This is a genomic window from Halopseudomonas oceani (assembly GCF_963677335.1).
GTDB classification, from domain to species: domain Bacteria; phylum Pseudomonadota; class Gammaproteobacteria; order Pseudomonadales; family Pseudomonadaceae; genus Halopseudomonas; species Halopseudomonas oceani.
In genome coordinates, this window is record NZ_OY781932.1 from 249757 (window position 1) to 272984 (window position 23228).

At 62.2% G+C, this 23228-nt stretch carries 26 protein-coding genes and 1 riboswitch; of the genes, 7 read left to right on the forward strand and 19 right to left on the reverse strand.

What is annotated here, in order from left to right:
- The first annotated feature begins 1 nt into the window (after position 1).
- Genes dapF through ACKPCU_RS01095 form a run of 4 tightly spaced genes read left to right on the forward strand, consistent with a single transcriptional unit; the run spans position 2 to position 3147 of the window.
- Positions 2-832 carry a diaminopimelate epimerase gene (dapF, locus tag ACKPCU_RS01080; protein WP_321349182.1) on the forward strand — a complete coding sequence of 277 codons (831 nt, stop codon included), beginning with the start codon at positions 2-4 and terminating at the stop codon, positions 830-832.
- A complete protein-coding gene (locus tag ACKPCU_RS01085) occupies positions 829-1533 on the forward strand; it encodes a DUF484 family protein (RefSeq protein ID WP_104739699.1) in 705 nt (234 codons plus the stop codon). The genes dapF and ACKPCU_RS01085 overlap by 4 nt, the downstream gene beginning before the upstream one ends.
- Positions 1517-2440, forward strand: a complete 924-nt coding sequence (xerC, locus tag ACKPCU_RS01090; protein WP_321349183.1) for a tyrosine recombinase XerC — start codon at positions 1517-1519, stop codon at positions 2438-2440. Before ACKPCU_RS01085 ends, xerC begins: the two co-directional genes overlap by 17 nt.
- A complete protein-coding gene (locus tag ACKPCU_RS01095) occupies positions 2437-3147 on the forward strand; it encodes an HAD family hydrolase (RefSeq protein WP_321349184.1) in 711 nt (236 codons plus the stop codon). Before xerC ends, ACKPCU_RS01095 begins: the two co-directional genes overlap by 4 nt.
- 18 nt (positions 3148-3165) lie before the next feature.
- Here ACKPCU_RS01095 and ACKPCU_RS01100 read toward each other — a convergent pair whose 3' ends face one another.
- The 14 genes from ACKPCU_RS01100 to ACKPCU_RS01165 form a co-directional block, all read right to left on the reverse strand.
- Positions 3166-3483, reverse strand: coding sequence for a hypothetical protein (locus tag ACKPCU_RS01100; protein ID WP_321349185.1), 318 nt, complete (start codon positions 3481-3483; stop codon positions 3166-3168).
- A 160-nt stretch (positions 3484-3643) separates the two neighbouring features.
- The gene (locus ACKPCU_RS01105; protein ID WP_321349186.1) at positions 3644-4486 is read right to left on the reverse strand and encodes an ABC transporter ATP-binding protein; all 843 of its coding nucleotides are present in this window, start codon (positions 4484-4486) and stop codon (positions 3644-3646) included.
- Between the two features lie 4 nt (positions 4487-4490).
- Positions 4491-5333 carry an ABC transporter permease gene (locus tag ACKPCU_RS01110; protein WP_321349187.1) on the reverse strand — a complete coding sequence of 281 codons (843 nt, stop codon included), beginning with the start codon at positions 5331-5333 and terminating at the stop codon, positions 4491-4493.
- Positions 5330-6088 (reverse strand): hypothetical protein, encoded by a 759-nt coding sequence (locus ACKPCU_RS01115; RefSeq protein ID WP_321349188.1) that lies wholly within the window; start codon positions 6086-6088, stop codon positions 5330-5332. Before ACKPCU_RS01115 ends, ACKPCU_RS01110 begins: the two co-directional genes overlap by 4 nt.
- A complete protein-coding gene (locus ACKPCU_RS01120; RefSeq protein WP_321349189.1) occupies positions 6085-6867 on the reverse strand; it encodes an N-acyl homoserine lactonase family protein in 783 nt (260 codons plus the stop codon). The genes ACKPCU_RS01115 and ACKPCU_RS01120 overlap by 4 nt, the downstream gene beginning before the upstream one ends.
- Positions 6864-7511: a cysteine hydrolase family protein gene (locus tag ACKPCU_RS01125; protein WP_321349190.1), complete on the reverse strand. Its 648-nt coding sequence runs from the start codon at positions 7509-7511 to the stop codon at positions 6864-6866. The genes ACKPCU_RS01120 and ACKPCU_RS01125 overlap by 4 nt, the downstream gene beginning before the upstream one ends.
- Before the next feature lies 1 nt (position 7512).
- Positions 7513-8283, reverse strand: coding sequence for a creatininase (locus tag ACKPCU_RS01130; protein ID WP_104739708.1), 771 nt, complete (start codon positions 8281-8283; stop codon positions 7513-7515).
- A complete protein-coding gene (locus ACKPCU_RS01135; RefSeq protein ID WP_321349191.1) occupies positions 8283-9164 on the reverse strand; it encodes a DMT family transporter in 882 nt (293 codons plus the stop codon). The genes ACKPCU_RS01130 and ACKPCU_RS01135 overlap by 1 nt, the downstream gene beginning before the upstream one ends.
- A complete protein-coding gene (locus ACKPCU_RS01140) occupies positions 9164-9919 on the reverse strand; it encodes an SDR family NAD(P)-dependent oxidoreductase (RefSeq protein WP_321349192.1) in 756 nt (251 codons plus the stop codon). Before ACKPCU_RS01140 ends, ACKPCU_RS01135 begins: the two co-directional genes overlap by 1 nt.
- The gene (locus ACKPCU_RS01145; protein WP_321349193.1) at positions 9919-10710 is read right to left on the reverse strand and encodes an SDR family NAD(P)-dependent oxidoreductase; all 792 of its coding nucleotides are present in this window, start codon (positions 10708-10710) and stop codon (positions 9919-9921) included. The genes ACKPCU_RS01140 and ACKPCU_RS01145 overlap by 1 nt, the downstream gene beginning before the upstream one ends.
- On the reverse strand, positions 10707-11732 hold the full coding sequence (locus ACKPCU_RS01150; RefSeq protein ID WP_321349194.1) for a fatty acid desaturase family protein: 1026 nt from the start codon (positions 11730-11732) through the stop codon (positions 10707-10709). Before ACKPCU_RS01150 ends, ACKPCU_RS01145 begins: the two co-directional genes overlap by 4 nt.
- 51 nt (positions 11733-11783) lie before the next feature.
- Positions 11784-12791: an ABC transporter substrate-binding protein gene (locus ACKPCU_RS01155; protein ID WP_321349195.1), complete on the reverse strand. Its 1008-nt coding sequence runs from the start codon at positions 12789-12791 to the stop codon at positions 11784-11786.
- 55 nt (positions 12792-12846) lie between these two features.
- A riboswitch (guanidine-I (ykkC/yxkD leader) is annotated at positions 12847-12951 on the reverse strand.
- A 216-nt stretch (positions 12952-13167) separates the two neighbouring features.
- A complete protein-coding gene (locus tag ACKPCU_RS01160) occupies positions 13168-13593 on the reverse strand; it encodes a secondary thiamine-phosphate synthase enzyme YjbQ (protein WP_321349196.1) in 426 nt (141 codons plus the stop codon).
- Positions 13594-13619: 26 nt separating this feature from the next.
- A complete protein-coding gene (locus tag ACKPCU_RS01165; protein ID WP_321349197.1) occupies positions 13620-14081 on the reverse strand; it encodes an ATPase in 462 nt (153 codons plus the stop codon).
- Positions 14082-14375: 294 nt separating this feature from the next.
- Between ACKPCU_RS01165 and ACKPCU_RS01170 the strand changes: the two genes are divergently transcribed.
- Positions 14376-14624 carry an ATP-binding protein gene (locus ACKPCU_RS01170; protein ID WP_321349199.1) on the forward strand — a complete coding sequence of 83 codons (249 nt, stop codon included), beginning with the start codon at positions 14376-14378 and terminating at the stop codon, positions 14622-14624.
- 40 nt (positions 14625-14664) lie between these two features.
- On the opposite strand, the gene ACKPCU_RS01175 is transcribed toward ACKPCU_RS01170, so the two are convergent.
- From ACKPCU_RS01175 to ACKPCU_RS01190, 4 genes are all read right to left on the reverse strand, one after another.
- Complete coding sequence (locus tag ACKPCU_RS01175) at positions 14665-16647, reverse strand: carboxylesterase/lipase family protein (RefSeq protein WP_321349201.1); 1983 nt, start codon at positions 16645-16647, stop codon at positions 14665-14667.
- Between the two features lie 415 nt (positions 16648-17062).
- Positions 17063-18313: an ammonium transporter gene (locus ACKPCU_RS01180; protein ID WP_104739721.1), complete on the reverse strand. Its 1251-nt coding sequence runs from the start codon at positions 18311-18313 to the stop codon at positions 17063-17065.
- Positions 18314-18364: 51 nt separating this feature from the next.
- Positions 18365-18703 (reverse strand): P-II family nitrogen regulator, encoded by a 339-nt coding sequence (gene glnK, locus ACKPCU_RS01185; RefSeq protein ID WP_088276303.1) that lies wholly within the window; start codon positions 18701-18703, stop codon positions 18365-18367.
- Between the two features lie 55 nt (positions 18704-18758).
- Positions 18759-18956 carry a hypothetical protein gene (locus ACKPCU_RS01190; protein WP_146040347.1) on the reverse strand — a complete coding sequence of 66 codons (198 nt, stop codon included), beginning with the start codon at positions 18954-18956 and terminating at the stop codon, positions 18759-18761.
- 319 nt (positions 18957-19275) lie between these two features.
- Between ACKPCU_RS01190 and ACKPCU_RS01195 the strand changes: the two genes are divergently transcribed.
- Together ACKPCU_RS01195 and ACKPCU_RS01200 are read left to right on the forward strand one after the other, a co-directional pair.
- On the forward strand, positions 19276-19521 hold the full coding sequence (locus tag ACKPCU_RS01195; protein ID WP_104739722.1) for an accessory factor UbiK family protein: 246 nt from the start codon (positions 19276-19278) through the stop codon (positions 19519-19521).
- Between the two features lie 84 nt (positions 19522-19605).
- The gene (locus ACKPCU_RS01200; RefSeq protein WP_321349205.1) at positions 19606-21111 is read left to right on the forward strand and encodes a YifB family Mg chelatase-like AAA ATPase; all 1506 of its coding nucleotides are present in this window, start codon (positions 19606-19608) and stop codon (positions 21109-21111) included.
- Between the two features lie 127 nt (positions 21112-21238).
- Here the strand turns inward: ACKPCU_RS01200 and ACKPCU_RS01205 are convergent, their stop codons facing one another.
- On the reverse strand, positions 21239-22945 hold the full coding sequence (locus ACKPCU_RS01205) for a putative bifunctional diguanylate cyclase/phosphodiesterase (protein WP_321349207.1): 1707 nt from the start codon (positions 22943-22945) through the stop codon (positions 21239-21241).
- Between the last annotated feature and the right edge of the window lie 283 nt (positions 22946-23228).

Genomic DNA, 23228 nt, shown 5'->3' on the forward strand with positions numbered 1-23228 from the left:
GATGCTGCTGCGATTCACCAAGATGCACGGGCTGGGCAACGACTTCATGGTCATCGACCTGGTCACCCAGCACGCCCAGCTGTCAGCAAAGCAGATCCGCCAGTGGGGCGACCGTCATACCGGCGTCGGCTTTGACCAGTTGCTGCTGGTCGAGCCGCCGAGCACACCCGATGCCGACTTCCGCTACCGCATCTTCAATGCTGACGGCAGCGAAGTCGAACAGTGCGGCAACGGCGCGCGCTGCTTTGCCCGCTTCGTGCAGGACAAGCGCCTGACGGCCAAAAAGACCATCCATGTGGAAACCGCTGGTGGTCCGATCGTCCTCAAGGTGAACCGCGACAAGCAGGTCACCGTCGACATGGGCGCACCGCGCTTTATCCCGGCGGAGATTCCTTTCGAGGCTGACGCAGAGGCCTGCGAGTATCGCCTTGAGGTTGGTGGTGAAACCCTGCAGGTCGCTGCGGTCTCCATGGGCAACCCACATTGCGTTACCCTCGTGTCGGACGTACGCGACGGCACGCTGGAGCGCCTCGGCGCCCTGATCGAGGCCCACCCGCGCTTCCCGCGCAAGGTCAACGCTGGCTTTATGCAGGTGGTTGACCGCCAGCACGCACGCTTGCGGGTGTACGAGCGCGGGGTCGGTGAAACCCAGGCTTGCGGCACCGGCGCCTGCGCTGCTGCCGTTGCCGGCATCCGCCTCGGCCTGCTCGACTCGCCAGTGCAGATCGACCTGCCCGGCGGCCGCCTGCAGATCGAGTGGGCAGGCCCCGGCCAACCGGTGCTGATGACCGGCCCCGCCACCCGAGTTTACGAGGGACAGATCCGCGTATGAGCGAACAGCAAACACCGCAACCGGAACAGCTCGACGCCGAGCAGGTCACCGACTTCCTGCGCCGCCACCCGGCCTTCTTCGTCGAGCATGACGAGCTGCTGGCCGACCTGATCATTCCCCATGCAGCAGGCCAAGCGGTGTCGCTGGTGGAGCGTCAGGTCAAACTGCTGCGCGAGCGCAACATCGACGTGCGTCATCGGCTCAACCAGTTGATGGACACCGCCCGCGAGAACGACCGACTGTTCGACAAGAGCCGTCGACTGATTCTCGGCATGCTGGAAGCGCAGAGTCTGGATCAGGTGATTGCCACGCTGGAGGACAGCCTGCGCACCGACTTTCAGGTGCCCTACGTCAGCCTGATCCTGTTTACCGAGGCCGATCGCTACAGCAACGCCCACTGCGTCACCCATGCCGCCGCCAAAGAAGCCATCGGCCACCTGCTGGACAGTGACAAGCCGCTGGCCGGCGCGCTGCGTCCGGCAGAGCTGAGTTTCCTGTTCGCCGAGTCCGGCGAAAAGGTGGCCTCCACTGCGCTGGCACCCATACGCTATCAGGGCCTGCATGGCGTGCTGGCCCTCGGCAGCGAAGACGCCCAGCAGTACCGCAGCGCTACCGGCACCCTGTTCCTTGGCTACGTCGCCGACGCGCTCGCCCGCGTGCTGTTGCGCCAACGCCCGCTGGCCGATGAAAACCACGCCTGAACAGGCCGGCATCGCCGACCCTGACATCAGCGCGTTTCTCGATCACCTGCGCGTGGAGCGCAGGCTGTCACCGCGAACACTGGAAGCCTACCGCCACGACCTGCTCAGTCTTGAGCAGCATCGTTGTGAGCGCGGGCTGCCCGGCTGGGACCAGCTGGACACCCAACACCTGCGGCAGTTCATCGCCAGCCAGCATCAGCACGGGCTGGCGCCACGCAGCCTGCAGCGCCTGCTCAGTGCCATTCGCAGCTTTTACTGTTTTCTCCAACGCGAAGGCCGCAGCCGCCAGAACCCGGCGCAGGATCTGCGCGCGCCCAAGGCGCCGCGCACCCTGCCGCGCACCCTCGACGCCGACCTGACCGCACAGCTGCTCGACAACAACGGCGAAGACGACTGGCTAGGGCGCCGCGACCAAGCCATGCTCGAGCTATTCTACTCATCGGGTCTGCGGCTGTCGGAACTGGCCGGTCTGGACATGGCCGACCTCGACCTGCCGCAAGGCGAGGTGCGGGTCACCGGCAAGGGCAACAAGACCCGTGTGCTGCCGGTTGGCCGCATGGCGCGACGCGCCCTGCAGGACTGGTTCAGCGTGCGTCCGGCAGGCGAAGGAGCGCAGCAACCGGTGTTTGTCAGCCAACGCGGCAGCGCTCTGACCCCGCGCGCTATTCAACTGCGCTTGCGCCGTCACGGCATCGAGCGAATCGGCCAGCACCTGCACCCGCACATGCTGCGCCACTCCTTCGCCAGCCACATGCTCGAATCCTCCGGTGACCTGCGTGCAGTGCAAGAGCTGCTCGGCCATGCCGACATCAGCACCACGCAGATCTATACCCATCTTGATTTTCAACACCTGGCACAGGTGTATGATCAGGCCCATCCCAGAGCCAAACGCAAGGCAGAAAAATGATTCAACTGGTGACCTTTGACCTCGACAACACCCTGTGGGAAACCGAATCGGTCGTCGCCAACGCCGAACGGATACTGGCTGAGTGGCTGTCCCGGCACGCGCCAGAGTACACCGCCGCGCGGGAAAAGGACGCGCGCAAGGCACTGCTGACAGAGGTACTCGAAGGCGACCCCGAACTGCGTCATCGGGTGACCCCATTGCGCATTGCGGTGCTGGAGCTGGGCCTGCGCAAGGCCGGTTACCCGGCCGACGACGCCCGTCGTCTGGCGCTGGCCGGGTTTGAGGTGTTCATCGACGCACGGCACCGGCTGGAGTACTTCCCCCATACCGAGCTGGTGCTCGAACTGCTGTCGCGCCAGTACCAGCTGGCGTGTATTTCCAACGGCAACGCTGACGTGCGCCGGCTTGGGCTGGATCGTTACTTCAGCATTATTATCTCGGCAGACGAAGTGGGCCTGAGCAAGCCGCATCCGGCGCCCTTTGTCACCGCACTGGAACGAGCTGGCGTCGAGCCGCAGCAAGCGGTCCATATTGGCGATCATCCGGGGGATGACATTCAGGGGGCGCTGGATGTGGGCATGCATACCCTGTGGTTCAACCCACAGGGTAGTGCCTGGTCGGGCCAGCAACGGGCCCACGGCGAAGTGCGCTGCCTGAGCGAAATCCCGCCCTGGCTCAACCGCTACCAGCGCTACGCCAAACGCTGAGCGGTCGGTACGGCAGCGTCAGATAGGACGGCTGCCGTACTTGCTCTCCGGCTTTCTCGGCGGATCAGAGACAACGTTGTCGTCAATCTGCTGGACCTTGCCGCCTCGGGCCATGAATTCTTCGATCTGGCGGGCCAGCATCTCGCGCTCACGCTCCTTGGCTTCGATCGATGCGCCTTCCAGATCCTCCGCGGTGGCAGCCGCCTTCTTGCGCGACTTGCCAGTGGAGACCGGTTTGCCGTCGTCACCATCATCGCTGTCGGCTACCACATCGTCCTGATCGTCGACCTCGGAGTCGTCCATACCGTCCAGATCGTCGTCCAGATCATCACTCATGCCTGAATCCTCACAGTGGAAAACAGGCTATATATAGTTCATCGAGGGGATTTGGCTAGTCCTGCAAAGAAATTTTTCGTCTTCAGCCCCTGCTGTAGAGGGGCCACGGGAGTTCGGCGCAAGCTCACTGCCGGTCAAGCCGGAGATTGCCCTTCAAACGCTAAAGCGCGGCCCCCTCGCTGAGGCGCGCCAACTGATCCAGATCGGTCTGCACCCCGGAGGTTTCCCGAATGCGGGTCAGAATCTCGCGCTTAAGGGCGATGAATTCCGGCTCCAGCTTCATGTCCTGATGCCGCACCTTGGGCAGCGGCACCTCGTAGACGCTGTCGATGCGGCCCGGACGCGGCGCCATCAGCACGATGCGGGTACCCAGATAGATCGCCTCCTCCACATCGTGGGTGACGAACAGGATGGTGCTCTTTTCCAGCCGATGCACATGCAGAATCAGGTCGTGCATCACCTCCCGGGTCTGCGCATCGAGCGCGCCAAAGGGCTCGTCCATCAGCAAAAAGTCCGGCCGCGGCATCAACGCGCGGGCAATCGCCACCCGCTGCTGCATGCCGCCGGACAGCTGACTGGGATAGGCCCCGGCAAAGCTTTTCAGTCCCATCAGGTTTAACAGCGCATCAGCCCGACCACTGGCCGCTTCAACGTCGGACTGGCTGTGCACCGAGTCGGCGATGACCTTGAGCTGGCGGCAGAACTTGATGTTCTCGGTGACCGTCAGCCACGGGTAGAGGCTGTAATGCTGGAAGACCATGGCGCGGTCCACACCGGGGCCGTCGACCGGCTCGCCACGCAGCAGGATGTCACCGCTGCTGTGGGTTTCCAGCCCGGCCATGATGCGCAGCAGGGTCGACTTGCCGCAGCCGGAGGCACCGACAAAGGTGATGAACTCGTTCGGCTGCACTTCGAGGTTGACGTCGCGCAGCGCCTCAATGGTCTGGTTGCGGGCTTCGAATTGCTTGCCCAGGTTGCGAATGCTGATACAGGACTGGTCCATGGGCTTACCTCTTCTGCCAGTGGAAGGCGCGACGGCCGAGCCAGCGGAACGCCTGGTCGGTCAGCAGACCGATCAGGCCGATCAGCAGGATGCCGGCGAAAATCTTGTCGGTGTGCATGTAGCGCTGGGCGCGCAGGATGGCGTAACCAAGCCCTGAGTTGGAGGCCACCAGCTCAGCGACCACCAGATAGGTCCAGGCCCAGCCACAGGTGATGCGCAGGGTATCGAGCAACGCCGGTCGGGCCGACGGCAGCACCACCAGGCGGATGACCTCGCTGCGCGAGGCGCCCATGGTCTGCGCCGCTTCAATCTGCGCCATCGGCACCCGGCGAATATCTTCTGCAGCCATCAGCACCATCTGGAAGAAGGTACCGATGAAGATGATGAGGATCTTCGAGCCCTCGCCGATCCCGACCCAGAGCATCACCAGCGGAATAAAGGCGACCGCCGGCATGTAGCGGATAAAGTCGATCAGCGGTTCCAGCGTTGCCTGCACCGGTTTGTAGGTGCCCAGATACAGACCGAGCGGCAGCGCTATCATCGCCGAAATCAGAAACCCGGCCATGACCCGGTAAACGCTGATCCAGATGTCATCCCACAGCCCGTCTTCCTGCCACCAGTTGACAACCCGCTCCAGCACTGCGCCGGGGCCGGGCATGAACAGCGGATCATTCAGCCCGAGTGCGCTATACAGCCACCAGATGAAAAAGGGCGCGGCCAGGCCGAACGCCGTCAGCAGGGCACTGGTGCGTGGCGACAGGCCGCCGCGCACGACCCACCAGCGCGAGCGGGGTTTGTGCTTGACCGCGACAGCGGGGGTATCAGGTACAGGGGCTGGTGCGTTCATACCAGTGTCTCCTTGGGCAGATCCTGCAGACGAGGTACCGGCGCTAGGCGCCAGCCGTTCTCAGGAGGATGAATACCGAGCCAGGCAGCCGGCAACGCTTCCCAGCGTGCCGGATCGACGGGCGCGGAAAACAGGCCGCCGGTGGCAGCGGGCAAGGTGCTGAACAAAATCTGCCAGGGCCGCTCGCCGCCCTGGATTCGGCCAAAGGTCAGCTCGCAACCGAGCAGATGTTCAGCGCTGCGTGCACAGTCGTGTTGCAGGTGCTCCCGCAGCGAGCGACAGCGGCCGAGGCGCACGGGGCGGTCAGCAGCGAACATAAAGTAATCACCGGCGCGCAGCAGGCAGGCCTGACGACCGGAGCCGTCGGCGCTCTGCAGCCAGAGCTCGGCGACCGGGCCGCGCGAGTCCGGCAAACGTCGCCAGATCTCCAGATAGCTGTCGTCCAGTGCGGTCTCGTGCACCTCATCACTGCTGACGAACTGCATGTTGCCAATGTCAGTGCCGCTGTCCGGATGGAAATCGATGATGCGGTGCCACTGGCAACGGCCAAGAGTGGCCTCGGTCAGGCCGGCAAAGCCCGCCTGGGCAGCGCGTTCGAACGGCAATTTCGGCGTCGGATCGGGAATCCGCAAATCCGCATGCAGATGCGCACTCTGCAGCCAGAACACCCGGGTTGTGGTGTCCTCGGTGCCGTCGGATAGACGCAGCAGCGTGCGCTGCCAGACGCCGTGATAAGCCTCGGGAACCGCTTTCATGCGTGATACTCCGGGAAGCGTTTGAGGGTACGCCAGAACGCCATGTCGTGGTTGGGCCACAGCTCGGCGCCGGTCTCACCGGCGATGCGTTTCAGCTTGCGAATGCTGTCCAGCGCCATGTCCTCGCGGTCGCGCCAGCACAGACCCGGCGCGATTTCATCATCGAGGTTTTCAGTCAAGTCGGCGGCATCACCAGTGAGGATCACCGGCGCACCGGTCGGCAGTTCGATCATCAGCGACATGTGCCCGGCGGTGTGGCCCGGCGTGTTGATCGCCCGCAGGCCGGGCAGCAAATCGTACTCATCCTGCTGCAGGCGCCAGCGCACATTGCCAGCGAAGTCGTCGGCGAAATAGGCGTTGTCGGCCGGCTCACGGGCGGCGTGCAACTCGTCTTCGTGGACATGCACTTCGGCGCCGCAGACGTCGCACAGGCCACCGGCGTGATCAAAGTGCAGGTGGCTGAGAAACACCATGTCGATGTCCTTGCAGGTCAGCCCGAGCTTTGCCAGATGGGCCTCAAGGCGCTGCTCTTCGCTCATCTGCGGCGGCCCCATGGGAAACTCCACCGGGTCGTACCAGCGCGCGCGCAGCGTTGGATCGCTCAGCTTGTTGTAGTCACAGCCGACGTCGAACAGCACCCGGCCCTGTTTGGTCTCGATCAGAAAGGCCAGAATCGGCGCCTCGATCTGTACGCCGTGGCCACGGCCGCGGGTCGAGATCGACTTGTCGTAATGGTGAGTCGCGGTCAGCAGCGGCCAGAGTTTCTGTACCTGAGTCATGCCGCCTCCCGCAGCGCGCTGAGCAGCACGGCGCTGTCACAGGTCTCGCCGAAGATGCCGCCCTCGACATTGATCATCGCCAGCGCGGCGGCGTGCAGCTCGGGATGCGCAGACGCGCAGGCGTCGCTGACGGTCAGGCAGTTGAAGCCGCGGTCGATAGCGCTGCGCAGGGTCGAGCTGACGCAGACCTCGGTGGTTACCCCGGTGATGATCAGCGTGTCGATACCGCGGCTGCGCAGGATCAGCTCCAGATCGGTGGCGGCAAAGGCGCAGTAACCGGGCTTGTCGATAACCGGCTCGCCCACCTGCGGCTGCAGCTCGTCGATCAGGTCATGGCCGTACTCGCCACGCACCAGCAGCCGACCGAGCGGGCCTGCTGCGCCAATCGGTGCGCCGCTGCGCTCGGCACGGATGCGTTTCCAGTCGGGCAGGTCGGACAAATCCGGGCGGTGCCCTTCACGGGTATGTACCACCAGCATGCCGCTGGCCCGTGCCGCTGCAAGCAGGCGCTGCTGCGCCGGAATCGGCGCACGCAGGCAGGCGATATCCAGCCCGGCCTGATCGGCGTAGCCGCCGGGGGCGCAGAAGTCACGCTGCATATCGATCAGCAGCAGCACAGTGCGTGATGGCAACAGCGGCAGCATCTCAGGCCTCCAGCTTGAATTCGTGACGCACCGCAGCGGCGATGCCGGTGGTGATGTCATCAGCCATGCGCGCGCCCTTCTCGGCCGTCGAACCCAGCGCCGAGGACAGCACACCGGACGGCGGCACCCACTCGGTGCGCGTCGGGTACATGTCGTACGGCGGAAAGTCGGCCGGCGGGTCGTTCGGGATCTTGTCGAGGCTGACCAGATGCGGCAGGTAATGCAGCATCAGCGAGGTCTCAATCACCGCAGCGTGCTCCAGCGCAAAGCCGGGAAAACCATCGGGGAAGATATCGTCCAGCGTTTCTTCCTTGCAGAAGTCCCAGTGCTCCAGGCGCATGACCTCAAGATCACAGCCGGGGCCCAGCTCGCGCAGCGCCAGCTGGATCCCCTCGGTGACAAACCAGGTGTTCTCGTAGTGCCCCAGCACCAGCACCAGGCGCTTGACGCCGTGGCGAGCGAACTCGCGCACCGCATCCTGCACCAGGGCGATCAGGGTCGCGCCGTCGAGGCTGGTGGTGCCGCAGAAATGCTGGCCGCCGCCGCACTTGGGCTGCGACTTGTAGCCGTAGGCCAGCGCCGGGGCAACGATACCACCGATCTGCGCGGCCACATCGGCGCTCAGCGCTGTCGACAGCAGCGCATCGGTGCCCAGCGGCAGGTGCGGGCCGTGCTGCTCGGTCGCGCCGCAGGGCAGAAACACCACCGCCCCCTGCTCGACCCGCTGCTGGTATTCGACCCAGCTGATCTGATCCATATAGACACTTGCCATCAGGACAATCTCCTCGTCAGTTGTGCGGGTGAACGCTCGGGCCAGCCGGCCATCACCGCCGCCAGCGTGACCATGCCGGCCCCCAGCCAGGTGCGGGGGGCGATCACCTCATCGTTGAACCAGGCCACCGACAGCACGGCGGCGATCAATTCGAATACCACCAGCACGGCAGCGCGGCTGGCCTCCAGGTGGGTCACGCCGTATTGCGCGCCCAGGGTGGCGAGCAGCAGCCAACCCACCGCAAACAGTGCGATCCACAGCCAGGTCGTCGGCGCCAGCGCCGGCATCCCCTTGGCAAACAGCAAACAGGCGGCACCGGCAAACAGGCTGCTGCCAACGAAGGCGGCGACCGTTTTGCTCAACATCGGCACCCGATCCGCCGCCCGCGTCGCCAGGTTGTTCAGGGCGAAGCCCAACCCGGCGCTCAGCGCCAGCCAGTCGATCGCAGTGAGACTGGCGAAGGTTTGCGCATTGACCCCCAGCGTCAGGCCGATACCCGCGAGCGCCAGCACCAGCGCGGCGATACGCAGCGCGGTCAGCCGCTCACGCAACAGCAGCCAGCCACCGAGCACGCCCCACACCGGCGCCAGATAGAACAGCAGCATCACCCGCACCAGATCCTCGGCCAGCGACAGCGACGACAGCAGCGCGGCATTCGCCCAACCGCCAAACAGCACAATGCCCACTAGCCCCCAGCGCTGCTGCCACCAGCCAGCGCGCTGCCAATACAGCAGCGGCAGGGCAATCAGCGCGATCAGGCCGTAACTGGCGAGCACCATGGGAAAGCCATCGATGCCCTGCCCGGCGAACCACTGCAGCGGCAGCCAACTGGTGCCCCAGAGCACCGTTGCCAGAATCAGTACCCATTCCGGACGCAGCATCAGCCACCCATCCAGGCGCCGCCGTTGGCGCCGAGCACCTGCCCGGTAAAGAAACTTGCTGCCGGCGACAGCAGGAAGCAGACCGCCGCAGCAATCTCCTCCGGCTGGCCGAGGCGCGCGGCCGGAATAGCCAGCTCCTTGGCAATCCACTCTTCGCTCATGTGCTCCAGCGAGACCATCGCGGTTTCCACCGGGCCGGGCGCCACCGCGTTGATGCGAATAGCGGGCGCAAACTCGCGCGCCAGCGCCTTGGTCATGCCGATCACTCCGGCCTTGGCGGTGCAGTAGGCAACGTAGTTTTCGCGCCCCAGCTGACCCAGCTCGGAGGCGATATTGACGATGGCCCCGCGGCCTGCGCCGTTCATGCTTTCCAGCGCGCAGCGGCAGCAGCGGTAGACGCCATCCAGATCGACCGCCATGATCCGCCGCCAGTCCTCTTCCGAGGTATCCAGAAATCCCTGCTCCTGAATGATCCCGGCGTTGTTGACCAAGCCGTGCAATGGGCCGGTGGCGGTGATGCAGGCGAACATTTCCTCCACCGCGTCCGGGTCACTGACATCCGCTTCAATCGCCACCGCCCGGCCACCGGCCGAACGAATCTGCTCAACCAGATCGGCACTGGCACCGGCCTGGCCCAGATGGTTGATCCAGACCTCGGCGCCCTGCCCCGCCAGCATCAGCGCGCAGGCGCGGCCGATGCCGGTGGCCGCACCGGTGACCAGAATGCGCTGGCCCTTCAATTCGACCTTCAGCATCAGTGCATGACCTCCCCGCGACTGACCACGATGGCCTGCCCGGTAATGGCGGCCGAGGCCGGCGCGCCGAGAAACAGAAAGGTGCCGGCCAGATCGGCCGGGGTGAGCAATTCGGGAATCGCCTGCGCGGCGAGGATGTGCTCCAGCTCCTCGGCCTCGCTGCGACCGCTGCCCTGCGCCATGTTGCGCAGAGACGCCATCGCTGCGTCGGTGCCGACCCAGCCGGGACACACCGCATTGACGCGAATGCCCTGCCCGCCCAGCTCCCAGGCCAGCGAGCGGGTCAAACCAATCACCGCGTGCTTGCTGGCAACGTAGGCGGAGAATCCGGCCACCGCACTCAGCCCCCAGATCGAGGACTGGTTGATCACACTGCTGCCCTTGCCGAGCAACGGCAGCAGGGCGCGGGTCAGCCGCAGCATCGACACCACGTTGTTATCCAGCTGGTGTTGCCAGCACCGGTTGGCGTCGGCGGCGCTATCACTTAGCGGCGTTGGCTGTTCCATGCCGGCGTTGTTGATCAACACAGCCACCTGCGGCTGACGCTGGCCCAGTTGACGGGCGTAATCGGCCACCGCCGCATCATCGTTCAGATCCAGCACCCGGCCGTGCACCTGCGTCACCGCCGAGAGCTGCTCAACGGTCGCAGCCAGCGCCGGCGCATTGCGGTCGACCAATTCCAGCCGTGCGCCCTGCGCGGCAAAGGCCCGCGCCAGCCCCAGCCCGATGCCGCTGGCGGCGCCGGTAATAACCACGGTGCGGCCCTGATAATCCAGCGTCTGCATGTTCATACCGCCGTCAGGAAGGACACACCCACCGCGCCGTAGAAGTTCTCGGCACGCTTGGGACCATCGACGAATTCGCCGTAGTCATCGCTCAACACCCGGCGCACGCGGTGGCGGTGAAAGCTGCTGAGCAGCTCGCTCATCGGCACTACTTGACGGTAGGCATCGCCGTACAGCTCTGCGTGCAGTTTGGGCAGGCGATACCAGGGCGCGACGGGTTTCTCGTGGTGGGCGTTGTGATAGGCGAAGTTGAGCAACAGCAGGTTGAGCGACGGCCAGCGCAGCGACACCACATTGCTGAAGGTGTTGAGCTGTTCATAGGCGCGGTCGCGCAGCTTGTCGGCCGGGATCTTGCCGTCCTCTTCCAGCACCGCGAAGGCGTCGTAGGTGTGCTGGTAGGCATCGGCAAAACGCAGCACGGTGACCATGATCAGCCAGGCAACGCAGTAGAGCACCAGCGCGCTAAACGACAGCCAGCCGAGCAGGGCAAACAACGCGGTACGGATCAGCAGCACCGTCAGCACCTTGCCGCGGCGAGCACGGTGTTTCTCGCTCTGGCTGATAAACGGCAGCAGCACCACATAGAAATGCATGATCAGCTCAACCGCCGGAATATAGGCCCACTCAAGCGCGAGAATCAGCTTGCGTGCCCAGCCCGGCAGACCGTTGATGAATTCCTTGCTGTCGAAGGTAATGACGTCCGCGCGGTCGACGTGATGGCGCATGTGCTTGCGCCGCAAATCCTGAAAGTCGGCGTAGCAGCCGCCGGTCATCCAGCTGAAGACCTCCCCCGCCAGCGCGTTGTGGGCTGGCTTGCTGAAAATCGTGCCGTGGGCAAATTCGTGAATGAGGTAAGCACCGATGATCATCGCGTGCGCCAGCAACAGCAGACCGCCCAGCTTGGCCAGCCAGAACGGAGTCAACAACAGACCGAGGCCGATCAGATAGCCGCCGACGCTGTAGGCGATCGCCAGACTGTTCCAGACCCGGCCATCGGCATAACGGTAAAGTGGTTTGGACGTGGACATGATTCCTCCGCAAGTCCCGATCAGGGCAGGCGCAAGCGCCTGCCCGTGGTCTTACTGGGTAAGCTCAGTGACAAAACTGGCGTCGAAGGTGTCGGCAAAATCCGGGATCGCCGGGATCTGCTTGTTCTTCAGCAACAGATCAGCGATCACCGCGCCACTGCCGTAGAACGACGTGGTTTCGCTGGACTCGACAAAGTTCTGGCCCATCTCGGCTAGCGGAATGTTGTAGACGCCTTCCATCTGTTCCATCGCCTCGGCACCACTGACACCCAGCACCTTGCCGATGATCTCGGCGCTCTCTTCCGGGTGCGCCTGCATATATTCCAGTCCCGCCTGATAACCCTTGATCATGGCGGTGATGGCTTCGGGGTTTTCCTCGATCTGCGCTTCACTGAAGGCCAGTACGTCGGTAATCAGGCCGGGAGCATCCTTGGAGGAGTAGACAACGTGGAATTTGTCGCCGCCGCCCATGGCGAGGATCTGCGACACATTCGGCTCGTAGGTCACGCCAATCGGCAGGCTGCCGGAGGCCATAGCGCTGGGAATGCCTTCAGGCGTCATGTTGACCGACTGAATGTCCTTCTCGTCCATGCCGTTGATCTGCAACGCGTAGGCCAACAGAAAATCGGACGGCGACAGCGGGTTGAAACCCACCTGCTTGCCCTTGAAGTCGGCAACGCTGGTGATGGCTTTGTCGGCAACGATGGCGTCACCGCCGTAGGAGAAGTCGATCGGCATTACAACCCGGTGCGGCAGGCCCTTGGCCACCGAACCGACCACCTGGTCGTAGGTCAGCATCGCGCCATCAACGGCGTTACCCGCCATGGCAGACGGCAGCAGCGCCGGGTCATTGAAGAACTGCAGCTCGACATCCAGACCAAACTGGTCGTACAGATCGAGTTTGTCAGCCACATAGAACGGACCGTAACCGGCCCACACAACCGTACCAATGGTCATGGCGTCGGCGGCGTGTGCGGCAACAGGAGACAGGGTGGCAGCGGCAGCCAGACTGATGCCGGCCAGGGACTTGCGGATAAAGCTGAAGCGTGGGGCGGTCATGGGTACAACTCCTACACAGTGAGAAAAGGCGCACGGGGACAACGTCGTCATGACGGTCTCCCGGGCTTTTATCCCGCCGTGTAGCCCTCATTCCTTGAGAGCCGGAAAACTCTCGGACCAGACACTTGCCAAGCAAGCCGGAACCCTAGTTCGCCTAAGTACCGCTCCAGTGTGTGATGCGTCATGAGCCAATGACGACTCATCCCGTTTCACTGAGACTCAATGCACGGTTGGTGCCAGCTTTTTGATACCTGTCGGAAATGATCTATTTATCAGCCAGTTGCGAGCATTGCTGGCGACGGCGCTGATGCAATGGCCACCTGACGTCTCTCAAATTCGCCCTGATTTGGGGCGAGCGCCCCGGGATGCACCCGGTTCAGTCGCACTGCCCCTGCAAGGTCACCAGCACCCGGCGACTGCCGGCATGCTCCCGGTGTTCCCCGAGGTAGAGGCCTTGCCAGGTGCCAACAGCGAGTCTGCCCGCAGTTACCGGCAGGGTCAGTTGCACACCCAGCAGGCTCGACTTGATATGCGCGGTCATGTCGTCTGGGCCTTCATAGGTGTGCTTGAAGTAAGGGGCGTCATCCGGCACCGCGCGCCGGAAGAAGGCCTCGAAGTCGCCGCGCACCAGCGGATCGGCGTTCTCGTTGACAGTCAGCGACGCCGAGGTGTGTTGCAGCCACAGGTGCAGCAACCCGACGCGTACATCCGTCAGCTCTGGCAGCGCGCGCAGAATCTCGTCATCGATCAGGTGAAAGCCCCGTGCGCGGGGCTTGAGGCGAATTTCTCTCTGCAGCCACATATACCTTTACCGCTCCCGGCTAAGTCTCACAGGTCCTGACCACGCTGAACCTGCTCGGCCAGCCGCAAGGTTTCATGCTCCTCCATCGCGAGCAGATCCTGCATCAGCTCGCGACCACCCGCCGTTTCCGCTCGGCCCTGCAGGTAGCGATACAAGTCCAGCGCATCGTTGTGCAGGTCAAATACCATGGCGCACAGCGCATCGTAGTCCAGCCCGACAAAGCTGGGCCGGGTATTGAGCAGGCGCACGCGCGGGTTGTCGGTAAAGTAGTCGTAGACCCAGCTGTCCAGCACCTTGATGTCTGCCTGCTGCTCAAAGCGCAGCACCATCTGCTGCATGCGGCGCTCGTGCTCGGCCAGGTACTCCAATAGCGCGCGCATGCGCTCGCCGGTCCCGCTGTCTGCGGCGCCAGCCTCCAGGCTACTGGCCAGATGACCGTGCAGCTGCTGTGTCCACTCAATCAAATCGCGATAGGTTTCCGCCTTCATCAAGCCTCCTGCTGTCGCACAACACGTGTGCAATATCTGCGTATCGTGTTTTGGCCGCTTAGTTACAACCAAGTTCACTATTGCTGAAACCGACCATAACGACGCCAGTCGCACATTCTGCCTGTAGCTCCTGGCTCACCATCCAGGCAGTCATTCTTATCATCAGGTTCCCGGCCAGCCAAATGCAATCCAAAGGTACATGCCAACCACTCCGATCAGCATAGCCAGCAAGCTGACCACGCTGGTCGTATGTGAAGCAGTCGGCGACTGGATGGGCACGCAGCCGCGTGCGGGGTGCGCCTGAGCGAGAAGGGCGATCAGCGTATTCTGGAAGTCGACGATGACGGGCCGGGCGTGGCGCCCGAGGAACGCAGCCAGTTAGGTACCCGCGGCTGGCGACTGGACCAGCAGATGCCGGGGCATGGACTGGGGCTGGCGATAGTCCATGATCTGGCTGCACGCTATCAGGCCCGCGTGCAGTTCAACGCCAGTGAGCTGGGAGGCCTCTCGGTACGCCTCCAGCTGCAGATCAGGCAAGGCTGAAGGCCCGCCGGAAAGCGGGCCAGACAGCGAGTCAGATTGATTAAGGCCAGAAGGTTTGCAGCCCCTCTTGTGCCTGCATGTCGTAATTCATCAACATGAACTCTTCACCCTCGTTGGTATAGGCAGGCCACTCAATTGCATCCGTGGACGGGTTTCCGCTACGCGCAAACTGCGCCCAGAGCGCCATGGAATCAGCCGCAATAGACTCATCAATAGCGCCCCAACCAGGCAGATTGTCGGCGTAATTGGCCGGACTCGGGCTCGGCAAACCGGTCAACCCCAGAATGTACTGGTTGTAGTAGGCATCCGGATCACCGAACACGGAGACCACGTCGATACTGTGATAGGCGCCGACGCCACGGTTTGCCCAGTTTTCAGGTACATGGTCATACACGTAGGCAAAGACATCGGAAGAGTGATTCTGCTTGAGGAATGGCAGATACCACTTGAGGCCGTCGATGACCCAGTCCGCGTCATTGCGCGGGGTGCCAATAATCAGCGGCACATCGTTGTGAAAGCCGGCGTCACGGATGTCCGTCTTCACATACCAGTTGTCGACGTTGGGCTTGAAGTAATCGACACCGTAACTGGCGGCAGCGTTGGTCAGATCAACCCAGGACACCGCGCGCATGGCTGCGATCACATCCTCTTCATCCTGCAGCCCCAGGCGCTGTACCAACGACACGCCACCGGCCTCTTCCTGCTCCAGGGTGTTGTAGATCGGCCGCACGGTATCGGTGGGCGGCGGCGCGGCGCTCATGATGACAGCCCGATGGAACAACCCCTCTGCCAACGGCGAGTTGAGCAGTGAAATGGCCTTCAATCCGCCTCCCGACTGACCGAAAATAGTCACATTATCCGGGTCTCCACCAAACTCGCTGATGTTGTCGCGCACCCACTCCAGCGCAGCAATCTGGTCCAGCTGCGAATAGTTGCCAGAGGAGTGCTGGGGTGATTCGCGGGTCAGCTCCGGGTGCGCCATATAGCCGAGCGCCCCTAGACGGTGATTCACCGTCACCACGATCACGCCCTGACTCGGCAGCGCCGTATGGTTATAAGTCGTGCTATTGGACGTCAGAATCGCGTAACCGCCGCCATGCAACCAGAGCATCACCGGCAGCGCCTCACCCTCATAGCCCTTTGGCGCAACCACATTGAGGTAAAGGCAGTCCTCGCTCATGCTGCCCTTGCCGTAGGCCTCCAGGTAAGACGGCTGGGCACACTGGTCTGCCCAGGCCGTCGCCTCGCGCACGCCATCCCAGCTGTCCGGTTTCACCGGCGGCTTCCAGCGCAGATCACCAATCGGCGGTTTGGCATACGGAATGCCGTACCAGGCCCATGCCTTGTCATCGGCGGAGAACCCGGCGACCTCACCAGACTGGGTATTCACCACCCGCCGCTCACTGAGGGTACGCTGCATATGCGCCTGAGCCTCGGCAGCGCTACGCAGGGTGCGCGGCCGCGGATCACTTTCGGTAAATACCGGCGGCTCGGCTCCGTTCAGTTCGGCCAGCAGGTCCTGAATCTGGCTACTGGCGGCAAAGCTGGCTGGAGCCTGATCGAAAACAATCGAATCGGCCCAGAGAGAAACCGCATCGGCAATGGCAGGCGATATCTGGATGCCGTTGTTGAGACTGCGATCAGCATCCAGACTCTGCAACAGCACCAGCATGTTGGTTACCCGGTTGTCGGCCACCGTCGTCGCCCCCTCTACCAGGTCCATCGGAGTGAGCTGTTCGGCACCCGCGGCACGCCCTAGCTCCAGCGATCCCAGAGAAAAGGTCACAACCTCCCCAGACTGATAGCGGAACGAACCGTCCGCAGCCGTGACCCCGGACTGGGTCGCTGTCTGATAATTCAGTCCGGCAACCGGACTATCGGTAAACACGCCGGTGCGAAGTGACGAGTCGGAGCCGCCGCCACCACCCTTGCAACCGCTAACACCAGCCAGAGCCAGCGCTAGCACGGAGAAACAGTAGAGCGGCTTGCAAAGCCGTTTGAGCTGAAACGGAGGGGTATTCATAAACCACCTTTCTTATTAGCAATGTTGGTGTAACACCACAGCGTCGATGCGCGCTGCACAGACGGCAGCTTAACGCCAACAAACAGAAAAGGAATGAACGTTCATACCAAGAAAGAGCGAGGCAAGATGGCTCAACAATAAGACAGACCACATTGATCTATTCGGCTGCACACGTTGCGCGTGCACAACCAAACCGGTCGCCAAGCTGAAACGCCCAACGCTATCGCGCGGCAACGACAGGTATGGGATGAAAATAGAGATGACTGTATCGCGAAAGGCGGTCACAAAGAGACACAAGCTAACTTTGCATCAACCTCATAAATAGCTATTCACCGCATCAATCCCTGCACTACGCACAAAAAAACGGGGCGCCCGCTGGGCGCCCCGTCTGGTGTTGCGAGTTTTCAGCCAGCCATTACTTCTTGCTGCTGGTGAACTCCGGATAGGCTTCCATACCGCACTCGGAAATATCCACACCTTCGTACTCTTCCTCTTCGCTGACGCGCAGGCCCATCACCAGTTTGATGATGCTCCAGACGATCAGGCTGGAGATGAACACCCACAGGAAGATCACTACGATACCCATCAGCTGAGCGGTCAGGGTAGCGTCGCTGTTGGTCAGGCATACCGCCAGCAGACCCCAGATACCGACCACACCGTGAACGGAGATGGCACCGACCGGATCGTCGATCTTCAGCTTGTCCAGAGCCAGGACAGAGAAGACTACGATCACGCCGCCAACAGCACCGATCAGGGTGGCTTGCAGGCCGCTCGGAGTCAGCGGTTCAGCAGTGATGGCAACCAGGCCAGCCAGGGCGCCGTTCAGAGCCATGGTCAGGTCAGCCTTGCCGAACAGGATGCGGGCAACAACCAGACCAGCGATCAGACCACCAGCAGCAGCTGCGTTGGTGTTGACGAAGATCTGAGCAACCGCGTTGGCGTCGGAGATGTTGGACACAACCAGCTGCGAACCACCGTTGAAGCCGAACCAGCCCAGCCACAGGATGAACATACCCAGAGTAGCCAGCGGCAGGTTGGCGCCGGGGATGGCGTTGATCTGACCGTTGGAGCCGTATTTGCCCTTACGAGCGCCCAGCAGCAGCACACCAGCCAGCGCAGCAGTAGCACCGGTCAGGTGGACCACACCGGAACCTGCAAAGTCGAGGAAGCCGGCTGCGTTCAGGAAGCCGCTACCCCATTTCCAGTAGCCCTGGATCGGGTAGATGAAGCCAGTCATGATCACGGCGAAGACCAGGAACGCGAACAGCTTCATGCGCTCGGCAACCGCACCGGAAACGATGGACATGGCAGTCGCGACGAACACGACCTGGAAGAAGAAGTCGGAAGCAACCGAGTAGTACGGCGCATCGTCGCCACCGGCGAGCACGTCTTCAACTGTGTTTTCAGCGCCAATCAGTACGCCGAAGCTCGGGAAGATACCGCCTTCCGGGCTGGAGTACATGATGTGGTAACCGACCAGCAGATACATGGTGCATGCAATCGCATACAGCGCCACGTTCTTGGTCAGAATTTCAGTGGTGTTCTTGGCGCGGACCAGACCGGCTTCGAGCATGGCAAAACCCGCTGCCATCCACATGACCAGTGCGCCGCAGACAAGAAAGTAGAATGTATCAAGCGCGTACTTGATTTGTACGATGTCTTCCATTTTAAGCCCCCCATATAGGCTTGGTTACTGCTGTCTGTTGAACAACCCGCCTTAGATGGCGTCGGTGCCGGTCTCGCCGGTACGGATGCGGATGGCCTGCTCGAGGTTGACCACGAAGATCTTGCCGTCACCGATCTTGCCGGTGTTGGCTGCCTTGGTGATGGACTCGATGACGCGATCCAGCATGTCATCAGCGATAGCGACGTCGATCTTCACCTTCGGCAGAAAGTCGACAACGTACTCAGCGCCACGGTACAGCTCGGTGTGACCTTTCTGGCGGCCAAAGCCCTTGACCTCGGTTACGGTGATGCCCTGAACGCCGATTTCAGACAGCGCTTCACGCACGTCATCCAGCTTGAAGGGCTTAATTACAGCCGTTACTAGTTTCATTTCGATACTCCCGTGTGATGGACTGCCCTGGGGGACAGCACAAGTCTATGCCGAGTTAGAGGCTTTTAGAAACGGACAAAACAAAAGTGCTGTCGCAGTCGTCAGAATCGCCGACACGCCCTGCACATGCCGGCGCACTCATCTCGACACAGGCAGAGGTCAACTGCGTCCCTGCCCCCGCTGGCAGCGCCTGGGTGTTCCCGCTGCCGAACAGCGGATTACGGGTCAAACCTGCCAGGGTCAATCGCTTCATTATTGTGCTCCCGATGTGATCGCTCACGATTCTGGCTGCGCTCCGACGCTGTGCCCCATATTGGGAGCGACCGCCGGAATCAGCTGAAGCATGCTTTGCAGAAACCCTGCCAATTTTATTTTTCATCTACATTTCAACAAGTTACACATAACAAAGAACGACAAACCATCATCAGCACACGGCTCATGCACCAGCATAGTGCACAACCGTGGTGCGCGCGCACAAAGTACGCACAACCACAGCGCGGATTTCGACTGGCCGGGCCTGAGTGCTACACTGGCTGCCCCGTCCCTCCCTAGAACCCGCAGGTAACAGGCATATGCTGCATAAACTGGTGATCGACACCGTCAGCGCTCAGGCAACCAAACTGCTGATGAGCGAAAAGGGGCTACCCAACGTGGAAGTCGAGAAACACCTCAAGGCCTTGCTGCAAAGTGCGTTGAGCAAGCTGGACGTAGTCAGCCGCGACGAATTCGACACCCAGCAGACAGTACTGATGCGCACCCGCGAACGGCTGGAAGCACTGGAGAAGCGCGTCAGTGAGCTGGAAGCCAAAGCCCCCTGATGCCCCTTGGCAGCAGCCTTGCTGCCAACCCACTCGTTAACGCCTGACCCTCGGCAGTATCAGGTCATTGATCAAGGAGCGATCATGTCCCTGGCCACCATCCACAGCCGCGCGCGTCTGGGTATCGATGCGCCGGCCGTCCAGGTCGAAGTCCATCTTGCCAACGGCATGCCCAGCCTGACCCTGGTCGGATTACCGGAAACAGCCGTGCGCGAAAGCAAGGACCGGGTGCGCAGCGCGCTACTGAACGCACAACTGGAGTTCCCCGGCAGCAAGCGCATTACCATCAGCCTGGCACCTGCCGATCTGCCCAAGGATGGCGGACGCTTTGACCTGGCCATCGCGCTTGGCCTGCTGGCCGCGAGCGGGCAGATCCCGGCGCAGGCGCTGGTCGACTGCGAGTGCATCGGTGAGCTGGCGCTGTCCGGTGAGCTGCGACCGATCCAGGGCGTGCTGCCGGTGGCGCTGGCCTGCCGCGATGCTGGTCGCAAGCTGATTCTGCCGGCCGCCAACGCGGCCGAGGCCGCACTGGTCAGCGGGATCGAACTGATCGCTGCCGAGCATCTGCTGCCGCTGTGCGCACACTTGCGCGGCGAGCAGAGCTTGCCCGACCTCCCGCCGACAGCGCCCTCACAGCCAGCCAGGCATGCCGACCTCGCCGACGTACAGGGGCAGGAGCAAGCCAAGCGAGCACTGATCATTGCCGCAGCGGGCGGTCACAATCTCCTGCTGTTCGGGCCTCCGGGAACCGGCAAGACGCTGCTCGCCAGCCGTCTGCCCGGCATCCTGCCACCACTGCAGGAGCATGAGGCGCTCGAAGTCGCGGCGATCCAATCGGTCTGCGACCGTACGCCCCTGAGCGCCTGGCCAACCCGCCCCTTTCGCTCGCCCCATCACGGTGCATCGGCCGCAGCGCTGGTTGGCGGCGGCAGCCAGCCTCGGCCAGGCGAAATCAGCCAGGCGCATCACGGCGTGCTGTTTCTCGACGAGTTGCCGGAGTTTGACCGCAAGGTGCTGGAGATGCTGCGCGAGCCGCTGGAGTCCGGCGCCATTCACATCGCCCGGGCACGCGAGCAACTGCGCTTCCCGGCGCGCTTCCAGTTGGTTGCGGCAATGAACCCGTGCCCTTGTGGGTATCAGGGCGATCCATCCAGCCGCTGTCGCTGCACACCCGAGCAGGTCCAGCGCTACCGAAGCAAGCTGTCGGGGCCGCTGCTGGACCGCATCGACCTGCATCTGGCAATGCGCAACGAGCCGTTCAGCCTACAGGGCAACAGTGGCCCCGGCACCCCCGACAGTGCGACCGCCGCGGCGCAGATTGCTGCAGCACGCGCGCGCCAAATGCAGCGCCAGCAGGGGCTGAATGCGCATCTCGGGCTGGAGGGGTTGCGTACCCACTGTCGTCTGAGCGACGGCGATGGTCAGTGGCTGGAGCAGGCGGTAACCCGACTGGGCCTGTCGCACCGCGCCAGTCATCGGGTATTGAAGGTTGCGCGAACCCTGGCAGACCTGGATGCAGCGGAGCAGGTAGGCCGGTCGCATCTAGCCGAAGCGTTGCAGTATCGGCAACTGGATCGCCAGCCTGGCTAGACGGACGGTAGGACAATAACTGGCGAGCGCGGGCCAGTGGTCTATAGTCAGAAGCAGTGGGGCGGCACCGGTGTCGAGACGCTGGCGCCAGCGGTGCCGGTCGTCGCCTTGCGTTAAACCACCACAATCAGGATATAAGTGAGAGTCCCGGGGCTGGTTTGAGCACGTCTTCACGCCCCACCGCGTAAGCATCCATGAAGTAGCACAACTCCTCGAATGCCAGCGCCGGACTGATAAAGTACCCCTGCACCTGATCACACCCAAGATTGCGGAGAATCTCCAGCTGGTCGCGATGCTCGACGCCTTCGGCCACCACCTCCAGCCCCAGACTGTGCCCCATGTCGATCATCGCGCCGACCAGTTGGCGATCAGCCGTGCGCTCGGCGATGGCCTTGACGAAGCTGCGGTCGATCTTCAGCAGGTTGATCGGCAGGCTGTGCAGATGAACGAAAGACGAGAAGCCAGTGCCGAAGTCATCAAGCGAGAAGCGCAGGCCCAGCCCGGTCATGCCTTCCATCGTCATCAGCACCTGTTCCGGCTGCTGCATGACGGCGGTTTCGGTCAGCTCGAACTCCAGCCAATGCGGATCAATGCCGGTACGCTCAAGCAAGCGCTTAACGGTGGACAGCAGGCGGCTGTCCTGAAACTGACAGAACGACATGTTTACCGCGACATGAATCTGCTCCATGCCCATCTTTTTCATCTGCGCCAAGTCGTGGCAGGCACGGGCAATCACCCAATAGCCCATCGGCACGATCAGGCCGGTTTCTTCGGCCAGCGGTATGAATTCATTGGGACCCAGCAAACCGCGCTCCGGATGACGCCAGCGAATCAGCCCTTCCAGGCCGACGATCTTGCCACTGTGCAGCTCAACCCGCGGTTGATAATGCAATTCAAACTCGCTGCGACGTAAAGCATGACGCAGCGAGGCTTCGAACTCGATCAGGCTGTGCGCCTGGAGGTTGATACGTTCATCGTAGAAATGAAAGTTGCAGCCGCGCTGCCCCTTGGCCTGCAGCATCGCCAGGTTGGCGTGCAGCAACAGGCTGTCGACGGTCTGACCACCCTCAGGGTAGGTCGCGATCCCAACGCTGCAACCGAGCAACATGCCTTCGCCGTTAACGTTAAAGGGCTCGGCCAGCTCGTTGATGATCTTCTGCGCGATCTGCAGCAGATTGGTGGATGAACCGTAATCCTCAACAACCAGCGCAAATTCGTCGCTGCCCATACGGCCAATCGTATCGGTGTTGCGCAGTACCGAGCGCAAGCGCTCGACCACTTCGCAGATAATGGCGTCGCCGGCACTGTGCCCAAGGGTATCGTTGACGTGGCGGAAGTTGTCCATATCGACACAGAACACCGCCAGCGGTTGATTGGTGCGCAGGGCGCGACGCATGCCCTGCTTGAGCCGATCCTGCAGCATCTGCCGGTTGCAGGTGCCGGTCAGCGGGTCAAAGCTGGCAGCGCGCTCAAGAGCGGTGCGCAGCCGGTGGCGTTCAATCGCGTACTGCAGACAGCGAACGATCTCGCTGGCCGAGGATTGCTCCCAAATGCTGTCGTTCAGCCCACTGTTGAAAGCGGCAAAATCGGGTTCGCTGGCGAGATGAATGACCGGCACACCGCAGTCCTGCAACAACGGCAGATTGCCTGTACGCGCAAGTACCGCCTGGACTTCACCCTGGTTGATCCGGGTTTGCAGTTGGTGCCAGTCGTCAGCGCGTTCAAGCACAAAGGGCAGCCGCGCCACTGCCGACAGCCGCCGACAGAGCTGCACAAAGGCTCCGTGGTCGCTATCGAGCAAGACTACTCGCTGCCCAGCACTGTCATCGCTCAACTGGCGATCCCCCAAGATTCGAGAATAATACTCACTGTAACCATCCAACCCTTCAGCCAGAGCAGGCTATCTGCTTGATTTGGCTGACATCTTTCGCAAAAGAAAACCAGCGTCAGCCAGAGCCGTCGTGTTAAGGAGCGCCTCGAAAAGTAAAGATTCTTTTAAATTTAGGTATATACGGCATTTTTGTGAAGTCAGTTATAGCGAAATTTTGAACAATTACCAAGTTTCCCGGTTGCCGCTCATCTGATGCCAGCGGGAAAACTGCTACTATTGCCGGCCC

Bases quoted from the DNA above. Each gene is read 5' to 3' on its own strand.
- dapF (WP_321349182.1), top strand. From the start codon at position 2: ATGCTGCTGCGATTCACCAAGATGCACGGGCTGGGCAACGACTTCATG.
- ACKPCU_RS01085 (WP_104739699.1), top strand. From the start codon at position 829: ATGAGCGAACAGCAAACACCGCAACCGGAACAGCTCGACGCCGAGCAG.
- xerC (WP_321349183.1), top strand. From the start codon at position 1,517: ATGAAAACCACGCCTGAACAGGCCGGCATCGCCGACCCTGACATCAGC.
- ACKPCU_RS01095 (WP_321349184.1), top strand. From the start codon at position 2,437: ATGATTCAACTGGTGACCTTTGACCTCGACAACACCCTGTGGGAAACC.
- ACKPCU_RS01100 (WP_321349185.1), bottom strand. From the start codon at position 3,483: ATGAGTGATGATCTGGACGACGATCTGGACGGTATGGACGACTCCGAG.
- ACKPCU_RS01105 (WP_321349186.1), bottom strand. From the start codon at position 4,486: ATGGACCAGTCCTGTATCAGCATTCGCAACCTGGGCAAGCAATTCGAA.
- ACKPCU_RS01110 (WP_321349187.1), bottom strand. From the start codon at position 5,333: ATGAACGCACCAGCCCCTGTACCTGATACCCCCGCTGTCGCGGTCAAG.
- ACKPCU_RS01115 (WP_321349188.1), bottom strand. From the start codon at position 6,088: ATGAAAGCGGTTCCCGAGGCTTATCACGGCGTCTGGCAGCGCACGCTG.
- ACKPCU_RS01120 (WP_321349189.1), bottom strand. From the start codon at position 6,867: ATGACTCAGGTACAGAAACTCTGGCCGCTGCTGACCGCGACTCACCAT.
- ACKPCU_RS01125 (WP_321349190.1), bottom strand. From the start codon at position 7,511: ATGCTGCCGCTGTTGCCATCACGCACTGTGCTGCTGCTGATCGATATG.
- ACKPCU_RS01130 (WP_104739708.1), bottom strand. From the start codon at position 8,283: ATGGCAAGTGTCTATATGGATCAGATCAGCTGGGTCGAATACCAGCAG.
- ACKPCU_RS01135 (WP_321349191.1), bottom strand. From the start codon at position 9,164: ATGCTGCGTCCGGAATGGGTACTGATTCTGGCAACGGTGCTCTGGGGC.
- ACKPCU_RS01140 (WP_321349192.1), bottom strand. From the start codon at position 9,919: ATGCTGAAGGTCGAATTGAAGGGCCAGCGCATTCTGGTCACCGGTGCG.
- ACKPCU_RS01145 (WP_321349193.1), bottom strand. From the start codon at position 10,710: ATGAACATGCAGACGCTGGATTATCAGGGCCGCACCGTGGTTATTACC.
- ACKPCU_RS01150 (WP_321349194.1), bottom strand. From the start codon at position 11,732: ATGTCCACGTCCAAACCACTTTACCGTTATGCCGATGGCCGGGTCTGG.
- ACKPCU_RS01155 (WP_321349195.1), bottom strand. From the start codon at position 12,791: ATGACCGCCCCACGCTTCAGCTTTATCCGCAAGTCCCTGGCCGGCATC.
- ACKPCU_RS01160 (WP_321349196.1), bottom strand. From the start codon at position 13,593: ATGTGGCTGCAGAGAGAAATTCGCCTCAAGCCCCGCGCACGGGGCTTT.
- ACKPCU_RS01165 (WP_321349197.1), bottom strand. From the start codon at position 14,081: ATGAAGGCGGAAACCTATCGCGATTTGATTGAGTGGACACAGCAGCTG.
- ACKPCU_RS01175 (WP_321349201.1), bottom strand. From the start codon at position 16,647: ATGAATACCCCTCCGTTTCAGCTCAAACGGCTTTGCAAGCCGCTCTAC.
- ACKPCU_RS01180 (WP_104739721.1), bottom strand. From the start codon at position 18,313: ATGGAAGACATCGTACAAATCAAGTACGCGCTTGATACATTCTACTTT.
- glnK (WP_088276303.1), bottom strand. From the start codon at position 18,703: ATGAAACTAGTAACGGCTGTAATTAAGCCCTTCAAGCTGGATGACGTG.
- ACKPCU_RS01190 (WP_146040347.1), bottom strand. From the start codon at position 18,956: ATGAAGCGATTGACCCTGGCAGGTTTGACCCGTAATCCGCTGTTCGGC.
- ACKPCU_RS01195 (WP_104739722.1), top strand. From the start codon at position 19,276: ATGCTGCATAAACTGGTGATCGACACCGTCAGCGCTCAGGCAACCAAA.
- ACKPCU_RS01200 (WP_321349205.1), top strand. From the start codon at position 19,606: ATGTCCCTGGCCACCATCCACAGCCGCGCGCGTCTGGGTATCGATGCG.